Source organism: Pseudomonas sp. SDO5522_S412, from assembly GCF_054071215.1.
Genome location: NZ_JBSVWQ010000224.1, coordinates 1 through 9,220, shown reverse-complemented (window position 1 = coordinate 9,220; position 9,220 = coordinate 1). Strand labels below are relative to the sequence as shown.

General features: G+C 62.6%; 8 protein-coding genes. 5 read left to right on the top strand and 3 right to left on the bottom strand.

Features of this window, described 5'->3' with window-relative positions:
- Positions 1-97: 97 nt before the first annotated feature.
- The 3 genes from ACW9I6_RS27445 to ACW9I6_RS27435 all read right to left on the bottom strand — a co-directional run bounded on the left by ACW9I6_RS27445 (position 98) and on the right by ACW9I6_RS27435 (position 2,689).
- On the bottom strand, positions 98-1,111 hold the full coding sequence (locus ACW9I6_RS27445; protein ID WP_003209026.1) for a GNAT family N-acetyltransferase: 1,014 nt from the start codon (positions 1,109-1,111) through the stop codon (positions 98-100).
- Positions 1,112-1,177: 66 nt separating this feature from the next.
- Positions 1,178-1,966: a substrate-binding periplasmic protein gene (locus ACW9I6_RS27440; protein ID WP_083853176.1), complete on the bottom strand. Its 789-nt coding sequence runs from the start codon at positions 1,964-1,966 to the stop codon at positions 1,178-1,180.
- A 99-nt stretch (positions 1,967-2,065) separates the two neighbouring features.
- Positions 2,066-2,689, bottom strand: coding sequence for a TetR/AcrR family transcriptional regulator (locus ACW9I6_RS27435; protein WP_087695088.1), 624 nt, complete (start codon positions 2,687-2,689; stop codon positions 2,066-2,068).
- Between the two features lie 154 nt (positions 2,690-2,843).
- Here ACW9I6_RS27435 and ACW9I6_RS27430 point away from each other — a divergent pair, with 154 nt between their 5' ends.
- The 5 genes from ACW9I6_RS27430 (at position 2,844) to ACW9I6_RS27410 (ending at position 9,126) form a co-directional block, all read left to right on the top strand.
- Complete coding sequence (locus tag ACW9I6_RS27430; protein WP_457340047.1) at positions 2,844-4,622, top strand: acyclic terpene utilization AtuA family protein; 1,779 nt, start codon at positions 2,844-2,846, stop codon at positions 4,620-4,622.
- Positions 4,623-4,634: 12 nt separating this feature from the next.
- Positions 4,635-5,507, top strand: coding sequence for an SDR family oxidoreductase (locus tag ACW9I6_RS27425; RefSeq protein WP_177023351.1), 873 nt, complete (start codon positions 4,635-4,637; stop codon positions 5,505-5,507).
- A gap of 3 nt (positions 5,508-5,510) precedes the next feature.
- Positions 5,511-7,127, top strand: coding sequence for a geranyl-CoA carboxylase subunit beta (gene atuC, locus ACW9I6_RS27420; RefSeq protein WP_008431693.1), 1,617 nt, complete (start codon positions 5,511-5,513; stop codon positions 7,125-7,127).
- A 71-nt stretch (positions 7,128-7,198) separates the two neighbouring features.
- Complete coding sequence (atuD, locus tag ACW9I6_RS27415) at positions 7,199-8,356, top strand: citronellyl-CoA dehydrogenase (protein WP_087695085.1); 1,158 nt, start codon at positions 7,199-7,201, stop codon at positions 8,354-8,356.
- Positions 8,353-9,126 carry an enoyl-CoA hydratase/isomerase family protein gene (locus ACW9I6_RS27410; RefSeq protein WP_008431696.1) on the top strand — a complete coding sequence of 258 codons (774 nt, stop codon included), beginning with the start codon at positions 8,353-8,355 and terminating at the stop codon, positions 9,124-9,126. Before atuD ends, ACW9I6_RS27410 begins: the two co-directional genes overlap by 4 nt.
- Positions 9,127-9,220 lie beyond the last annotated feature (94 nt).

Below are 9,220 nucleotides of genomic sequence, written 5' to 3'. Positions count from 1 at the left end.
GCGGTGGATCAGTCACACATGCATTGACTGACACTGCGCTTTCGCGAGCAAGCCCGCTCCCACATTTGATCTTCGTGCACTCAGATTTTTTGCTCAGTCAAACCAACCCACACCGCTCAAAAAACCGCTCCCGCCCCAGAATCATCAACGCCGCCCGCTTATGAGGAAAATCAAACTCCTTCTCACAGTGGAAACACTGATTCTGCATATGCCCAATCATCTTCCCGTTATCCGCCCGAGGCTCAGCCACCACACGCTGCGTACGCGGATCATCGAGAAACAAGTAATGCACCAGCGCCGACAACCAGCTCGCTACCTTGTGCGGACCACGGTGGTGCTCTTCGCCCACCAGCATATGAATCCCGCGATCGTAATCCGCCGCGTCATAAAACGGCGCAATCCGATCCTCCTTCGCCCAATACGCCTCGAAATAAGCAAACGGCTCATCATCGAAACAGCCAATCAACGTCAACGCATGGGGATCCGCTTCCAGCTTGTCCAGATACTCCCGATGCTGTTCCAGGCTGCCGGTTTCCTGCCAGAAATTCGCCACCCGCGCACTGTTCTGCCAACGATTGAAGCGCGCCAGATCAACATCAATCTCCACCGTACGCAGTGAAATCCACGCCCCCAGCCGCGCATCAAACCGCCGATACACCTCGCCCCGCGGCTTCGGCGCACGGGCAGGATGACGCTTGCCACCGCTGATGATCATCTGCTGCGGATAAGTCCCCGTGAGAGATTGCCCCAGCCACGGTTGCGGCAACTGCCAGAACAACGTGCGCTCGCAATGAAACTGCCCGGCAACCCCGGTCGCCACCAGCAACCCACTGCGCAAGGCATCTTCCGGCGCATGCTCAAGACACCAGACCAGTCGCTGACGCCCGGGCTCCCTGGCAAACAGCCAATAACACGCCGCCCACAAGGCACGGGCAGCCGGCACACTGGCGGGCTCCTGCAAATGCACCTGCACCTCATCACCCCGCTCAAGGCGCAGGCGAATCAGCGGCTGGCCCTCAAGGGTGAGGCTCAGGCGGCTATCAGTTTCATCAGCATTCAGGGCGGGTCCCGCCGGCAAGGGCAGCACTGACAGGTCATTCAGATTGGACATGGGATGGGCTCACGAATCGTCGACAGTTCAACAAGTGACGTGAGCCGAGGGCAAAAATTTAGACGATCACGGTACCGGCATTACATCGATGCGGTAAGGCTCGAAGATCTTCAGCAACTGGCCGTTGTCCCTCAGCTGCTTGAGCAGCCCGGCGAACGCCGGCCCCGTGATCGGCGCCTTGGGCCGCAGCAACGCATAGTGGTGGTACACCTGGTCGATCCGCTCGGACACCAGGAACTGCCCCGCCGTATCGGCATTGCGCACCAGGAAATCACTGAGGTAGGAACGTGTCACCAGGGCGATGTCGGCCCGGCCCCGGGCGACCATCAGCAGGTTGCTGTCGTGGGAATAGGTCAAGGTGGCGTTGAAGTGCTCCGCCATGTACTTGGGGTCGGGGTTGAAGTTGGCGAACGCGTAGTGATAGCCGCTGAACACCGCCAGGCGCTTGCCGGTCAGGTCGGCGAAATACGATTGGTCGCGACCGGGCTCCTGCTGGGCCACGAAGATTTCCGCATCCTCCAGGCCCATGTCGACATCGGTGTGGGCAATATCCTGCCAGCCCCACTTGGGGTTTTCGAAGATCGCCATGTCCACCCGACCTTGCTGGAAGTCGCGAAAACGCCGGGGAATCGAGGTGGGTACCAGCACAAACTGGTAGTCGGTTTGCAGGGCGTTCAAGGCTTCCACCAGTTGCGGCAGCAACCCGGTGTCGGCGCCCTGCTCCGGGCGCACGGTGTATGGCGGGAAATGCGCAGCACCGACCCTCACCAGTTGGGCGGCCGAGGCAGGCATCAGCCACAGTGCGCCAAGTGCCCATATTGAGAGTCCTGCAGCCAATCGCCAAGGCGAAAACATCAAGGCACACACCGTCGAAAACTTTGATCCCGCTAAGCTAGGCGTTTTTGTCTATCGAGACAACTTTCTGCCACACAATTAATAGCTTGCGCGAAAGGGCTAGTCAGCTTTCAACACCATCAGCAAGGCTTCGTCGGCCAGTTGCTCCAGGGTCATGCTGCCCTGGGCGCGAAACCAGGTGGTGGTCCAGGACAAGGCGCCCGTCAGGAAACGCCGCGTGATAAACACATCGCCCTTGATGTAACCGGCGTTTTTCGCCTCCCCCAGCACCTGCAACCAGATCTCTTCGTAGATATCGCGCAAGGCCAGCACCTGGGCCTGGCCCTCGGCCGACAGAGAACGCCATTCATACACCAGCACCGCCATGGCCTCGCCACTGCCGCCCATGATCGACTGCAATTCGCAACGAATCAGCGCCAGCACCCGCTCGCGCACGTTGCTCGCCTCGGCCAGGGAAGCGCGCATCAGGGCGGTGTTGTAGTGGATGGTTTCCTCCATCACCGCCCGCAGGATTTCGTCCTTGCTCTTGAAGTGATGAAAGATGCTGCCGGACTGGATCCCGACCGCGCCGGCCAGGTCACGCACGGTGGTGCGCTCAAAACCCTTGTTGCGAAACAGGTGGGCCGCGGTTTGCAGCAGCTTGCCACGGGCACTGTCGGGGTCGGTCAATTGGCCGGCGTCGACCATGGTGCGCATCACCCGCAGGGCTTTTTGCTCATCCATGCTGCTCTCCTTAACTTCTGGTTACGTCTTGGGCGGCAATTTAGGCCGTGGCAGCCAACCAAGCAAGCGCTTGGGGCAAAGTTATGACCAGAGTTTACAAACCAAGCGCTTGCTTGGTAGTGTGGGTGCCAGCAAACCAGAGGAAGGACGCCCCATGAACAAGACGGTACGCATCGGCTGCGCCAGCGCCTTCTGGGGCGACACCTGCACCGCCGCTGCGCAGTTGGTGCACGGCGGCACGCTGGATTACCTGGTGTTCGACTACCTGGCGGAAGTCACCCTGTCGATCCTCGCCGGAGCGCGAATGAAAGATCCCCAGGCCGGCTATGCCACGGATTTCGTCGAGGTGCTGACGCCGCTGCTGGCGGATATCCAGCGCCAGGGCATCCGCGTGATCAGCAACGCCGGCGGGATCAACCCCCAGGCCTGCGCCGCCGCGTTGCAGGCGGCCTGCGACCAGGCCCGAATCCCGTTGAAGATCGCCGTACTGCTGGGGGATGACCTGCAACCGCAGTTCAAGCAACTGCACGGCGTCACCGACATGTTCAGCGGCGCGCCCTTGCCGCCGATGTGCGTATCCACCAACGCCTACCTCGGCGCGCCCGGTATCGTGCAGGCGTTGAAGCTGGGCGCCGATATCGTCATCACCGGCCGTGTGGTCGACAGCGCAGTGGTCAGCGCAGCGCTGGTGCATGAATTCAACTGGTCCTGGCAGGACTACGACCGCCTGGCCCAGGCGGCATTGGCCGGGCATATCATCGAATGCGGCGCGCAGTGCACCGGCGGCAACTTCACCGATTGGCGGGAGGTGCCGGACTACGAACACATCGGTTTCCCGATTGTGGAGGTCAGTGCCGACGGCCAGTTCACCGTCAGCAAGGTCGAGGGCACCGGCGGACTGATCAGCGAACTGAGCGTCGCCGAGCAACTGCTGTATGAAATCGGCGACCCGCGCGCCTACCTGTTGCCCGACGTGATCTGCGACTTCAGCCAGGTCAAGCTCCGGCAACAAGGCAAAAACCGCGTGCACCTGCACGGCGCCAAAGGCCTGCCGCCCACCGACCAGTACAAGATCAGCGCCACCTACCCGGATGGTTTTCGCTGCACCGCCAGTTGCCTGATCGCCGGGATCGACGCGGTGGCCAAGGCCGAACGGGTCAGCCAGGCGATCATCAACAAGACCTCAGAGCTGTTCAGCCAGCGCGGCTGGGCGCCCTACACCGACATCAACATCGAACTGCTGGGCAGCGAAGCCACCTACGGCCCCCATGCCCAACGCCAGGACTGCCGCGAAGTGGTGGTGAAACTGGCGGTGCGTCACCCCAGCAAACAGGCGCTGGTGCTGTTCGCCCGGGAGATTGCCCAGGCGGCCACCGGCATGGCGCCGGGGCTCACCGGAATCGTCGGCGGGCGACCCACGGTGTACCCGCTGATTCGGTTGTTTTCATTCCTGATCGATAAAAGCGCCTGCCAATTGCAGGTCGACTTCCTTGGCGAACGGCATGCCTGCGAATTGCCCGTCGCCAAACCGCTGAACACCTCGATCGCATTGATCGATCCGCCCAAACCCCAAGGCCGCGCCGACGCCAACGTGCCGCTGGTCAAGCTGGCCGTGGCCCGCTCCGGCGACAAGGGCAACCACAGCAACATCGGGGTGATCGCCCGCGAGCCCGACTACCTGCCGTGGATCGCCGAGGCACTGACGCCCGAAGTGATCGTCGACTGGATGAGCCACGTGCTCGACCCGATCCACGGCCGCGTCGAGCGCTGGTATTTGCCCGGCAGCCACAGCCTGAACTTCCTGCTGGAAAACGCCCTGGGTGGCGGCGGGATTGCCAGCCTGCGCATCGATCCCCAAGGCAAGGCCTTCGCCCAACAGTTGCTGGAAATCCCGATTGCCGTGCCGCAGCACATTGCCGATCAATTCACTTAAAGGACCCACGCCGTGGCCTTCGACTCGATCTTCAAAGCCGACCTGTTCCAGGGGCAGACCATCATCGTTACCGGCGGCGGCAGTGGCATTGGCCGTTGCACCGCCCACGAGCTGGCAGCCCTCGGCGCCCATGTGATCCTGGTGGGGCGCAAGCCGGAAAAACTGCAAACGGTGGCGGCGGAGGTCAGTGAGGACGGCGGTCGCGCCAGCTGGCAGGCCTGCGATATTCGTGATGAAGAAGCGGTCAAGGCGCTGGTCGGCCAGGTCCTGCAGGAGCACGGCCCGATTCATGGCCTGGTGAACAACGCCGGCGGCCAGTACCCCTCGCCGCTCGCGTCGATCAACCAGAAGGGCTTTGAAACCGTGTTGCGCACCAACCTGGTGGGCGGTTTCCTGATGGCCCGGGAAGTGTTCAACCAGAGCATGAGCAAGCACGGCGGGTCCATCGTCAACATGCTCGCCGACATGTGGGGCGGCATGCCCGGCATGGGCCACTCCGGTGCGGCACGTTCGGGCATGGACAACCTCACCAAGACCGCCGCCGTTGAATGGGGTTACGCCGGGGTGCGGGTCAACGCCGTGGCGCCGGGCTGGATTGCCTCCAGCGGCATGGACACCTACGAAGGCGCATTCAAGGCGGTGATCCCGACCTTGCGCGAGCATGTACCGCTCAAGCGCATCGGCACCGAATCGGAAGTCAGCGCGGCGATTGTGTTCTTGCTCAGCCCCGCCGCCGCGTTCGTCAGCGGCAGCACCTTGCGCATCGACGGCGCCGCCAGCCTGGGCAGCCGCGCCTGGCCGCTGCACAAGGCGCAACCGCCGAGCGTGTCCTTTAATGGTTTCCACCGGGCTTACTTGCCGGACGTGCTCAAGGAGGAGAAATAAGCCATGCCGGTGATCGACTCGCAACTCGACGCCCACAGCCCGCAATTCGCGCAGAACCGCGAAGCGATGCTCACGGGCGTCAATCAATTGCGCCAGCTGGAGCAAAACCTGCTGGGCAAGGCCGCCGAAGCCAAGGCCAGGTTCGACAAGCGCGGGCAACTGCTGCCACGGGAACGCCTGAATTTATTGCTCGACCCCGGCGCGCCGTTCCTTGAACTGGCGAGCCTGGCCGGCTACAAACTGCACGATGACAAAGACGGCAGCGCCGCTGGGGGCGGGTTGATCGCCGGCATCGGCTACGTCAGCGGCGTGCGCATGCTGGTGGTGGCCAACAACAGCGCGATCAAGGGCGGGACCATTTCCCCCTCGGGCCTGAAAAAATCCCTGCGCCTGCAACAGATCGCCATGGAAAACAAACTGCCGGTGGTGACGCTGGCAGAAAGCGGCGGCGCCAACCTCAACTACGCCGCCGAGATTTTCGTCGAAGGCGCCCGCAGCTTCGCCAACCAGGCGCGGATGTCGGCCATGGGCCTGCCGCAGATCACCGTGGTGCATGGCTCGGCCACGGCGGGCGGCGCTTATCAGCCGGGTCTTTCGGATTACGTGGTGGTGGTGCGTGGCAAGGCCAAGCTGTTCCTGGCCGGCCCGCCGCTGCTCAAGGCCGCCACCGGCGAAGTCGCCACCGATGAAGAACTGGGCGGCGCCGAGATGCATGCGCAAACCGCCGGCACCGCTGAATACCTGGCGGAAAACGACGCTGACGGCGTGCGCATCGTGCGTGAGATTGTCAGCCTGTTGCCGTGGGATGACCGCTTGCCGCCTGTGCCAAAGCGCGCTTACAGCGAGCCGCTGTACCCGATTGACGAGCTGTTGGGGCTGATCCCCGACGATCCAAAAAAGCCCTACGACGTGCGCGAAATCCTCGCGCGGTTGGCGGACGCTTCCAACTTCCTCGAATTCAAGGGCGAGTTCGACCCGCACACCGTCTGCGGCCACCTGCATATCCAGGGCCGCGCCTGTGGCTTTATCGGCAACAACGGGCCAATCACCCCGAAGGGTGCGAGCAAGGCCGCGCAATTTATCCAGCTGTGCGACCAGAGCCAGACACCGCTGCTGTTCTTCCACAACACCACCGGCTTCATGGTGGGCACCGAGTCGGAACAGCAAGGCGTGATCAAGCACGGCGCGAAGATGATCCAGGCGGTGGCCAATGCGCGGGTGCCGAAACTGACCATCGTCGTCGGCGGCTCCTACGGTGCCGGCAACTATGCGATGTGCGGCCGTGGGCTCGACCCGCGTTTTATCTTCGCCTGGCCCAACAGTCGCACCGCCGTGATGGGCGGCGCCCAGGCGGGCAAGGTGCTGCGGATCGTCACCGAAGCCAAGCAACTGAAAGACGGCCTGGTGCCCGACCCCAAGGTGCTCGACATGCTCGAACAGGTCACCGCACAGAAACTCGACAGCCAGTCCACCGCCCTTTATGGCAGCGCGAACCTGTGGGACGACGGGCTGATTGACCCACGGGATACACGGACCTTGCTCGGGTTTCTGCTGGACATCTGCCACGAGGCCGAGGTGCGGCAACTACAGCCCAACAGCTTTGGTGCAGCGCGGTTTTGATGATTGTTCCCACGCTCCGCGTGGGAATGCAGCCCGGGACGCCCCGCGTCCCCATAGGGAGAACAATAAAAATGATCTTCACCCAGGAACACGAAGCACTGCGTCGCACCGTCCGTGGCTTTGTCGAGCGCGAGATCAACCCGCATGTGGATGAGTGGGAAAAGGCCGGACGCTTTCCGATCCACGAGATCTTCCGCAAGGCCGGCGACCTCGGTTTGCTGGGTATTTCCAAGCCGGAAAAATTCGGTGGCATGGGCCTCGACTACAGCTACTCGATCGTCGCCGCCGAAGAGTTCGGCAGCATTCGCTGCGGCGGCATCCCGATGTCCATCGGCGTGCAGACCGACATGTGCACCCCGGCCCTCGCCCGCTTCGGCTCCGATGAATTGCGCGAAGAATTCCTGCGCCCGGCCATCAGCGGCGAACAGGTGGGCTGCATCGGCGTCTCGGAAACCGGCGCCGGCTCCGACGTGGCCGGGCTGAAAACCCATGCCCGCAAGGACGGCACCGACTACGTGATCAACGGCAGCAAGATGTGGATCACCAACTCACCGAGCGCCGACTTCATCTGCCTGCTGGCCAACACCTCCGACGACAAGCCGCACATCAACAAGTCGCTGATCATGGTGCCGATGAACACCCCCGGCATCAGCGTCAGCCCGCCCCTGGAAAAGCTCGGCATGCACAGCTCGGAAACCGCCCAGGTGTTTTTCGACGACGTGCGCATCCCCCAGCGCAACCGTATCGGCCATGAAGGTGCGGGATTCATGATGCAGATGCTGCAGTTCCAGGAAGAGCGGCTGTTCGGCGCGGCCAATATGGTCAAGGGCCTGGAGTACTGCATCGACAGCACCATCGATTACTGCAAGGAACGCAAGACCTTCGGCAAGGCGCTGATCGACAACCAGGTGATCCACTTCCGCCTGGCCGAACTGTCCACCGAAATCGAATGCCTGCGGGCGCTGGTGTACCAGGCCACCGAGCAGTACATCAAGGGCCAGGACGTGACGCGCCTGGCCTCCATGGCCAAGCTCAAGGCCGGCCGCCTGGGCCGGGAAGTCAGCGACAGTTGCCTGCAATATTGGGGCGGCATGGGGTTCATGTGGGACAACCCGGTGGCCCGGGCTTATCGCGATGTGCGGCTGGTGTCGATTGGTGGTGGGGCGGACGAGATCATGCTGGGGATCATCTGTAAATTGATGGGCACCCTGCCGGGGAGAAAGTCGTGAACACGTTGTTGCTGGAACCGCATAACGGGGTGCTGCATGTGACCCTCAATCGGCCGGACAGCCGCAATGCCATGAGCCTGGAAATGGTCAACGAACTGCGTGCGGTACTGGCCGATGTGGCTGGGGACAAGAGCGTGCGGGCGTTGGTTATCAGCGGCGCGGGTGGGCATTTTTCGGCCGGTGGCGATGTGAAGGACATGGCTCGCGCGGGAGCCGCGGGAGGCTTGCAGGCGTTGAACCGGGCGTTCGGCACGCTGTTGCAGGAAGTGGAGGCGCTGCCGCAGGTGGTGATTGTGGTGCTTGAGGGTGCCGTGTTGGGCGGCGGGTTTGGGTTGGTGTGTGTCAGTGATGTGGCGATTGCGGATCATCAGGCGCAGTTTGGGTTGCCGGAGACCGGCCTTGGGTTGTTGCCGGCGCAGATTGCCCCGTTCGTGGTGAAGCGTATCGGGCTGACCCAGGCGCGGCGGCTGGCTTTGACGGCGGCGCGGTTTGATGGGGTTGAGGCGCTGCGGTTGGGGTTGGTGCATTTTGTGGAGCACGATCCGCAGGCGTTGGCGGAGCGGCTGGATGAGGTGTTGGGGCAGGTTTTGCGGTGTGCTCCGGGGGCTAATGCGCGGACCAAGGCGTTGCTGCTGGCCAGTGGTGAGCAGGTTTTGGGGCCGTTGTTGGACCAGGCTGCCGAGTGGTTTGCCGAGGCGGTTTGTGGTGAGGAAGGGGTTGAGGGGACTCAGGCGTTTGTGCAAAAGCGCAGGCCGGGGTGGGCGCGATGAATCGGGGGCATATCCGTTATTTTTGTAATGGCGACTATGGGTTCCGCTCTTACAGCGGGTCACTTTTGAAAAGCGCAAAAGTAACCAAAACGCT

Bases quoted from the DNA above. Each gene is read 5' to 3' on its own strand.
- ACW9I6_RS27445 (WP_003209026.1), bottom strand. From the start codon at position 1,111: ATGTCCAATCTGAATGACCTGTCAGTGCTGCCCTTGCCGGCGGGACCC.
- ACW9I6_RS27440 (WP_083853176.1), bottom strand. From the start codon at position 1,966: ATGTTTTCGCCTTGGCGATTGGCTGCAGGACTCTCAATATGGGCACTT.
- ACW9I6_RS27435 (WP_087695088.1), bottom strand. From the start codon at position 2,689: ATGGATGAGCAAAAAGCCCTGCGGGTGATGCGCACCATGGTCGACGCC.
- ACW9I6_RS27430 (WP_457340047.1), top strand. From the start codon at position 2,844: ATGAACAAGACGGTACGCATCGGCTGCGCCAGCGCCTTCTGGGGCGAC.
- atuC (WP_008431693.1), top strand. From the start codon at position 5,511: ATGCCGGTGATCGACTCGCAACTCGACGCCCACAGCCCGCAATTCGCG.
- atuD (WP_087695085.1), top strand. From the start codon at position 7,199: ATGATCTTCACCCAGGAACACGAAGCACTGCGTCGCACCGTCCGTGGC.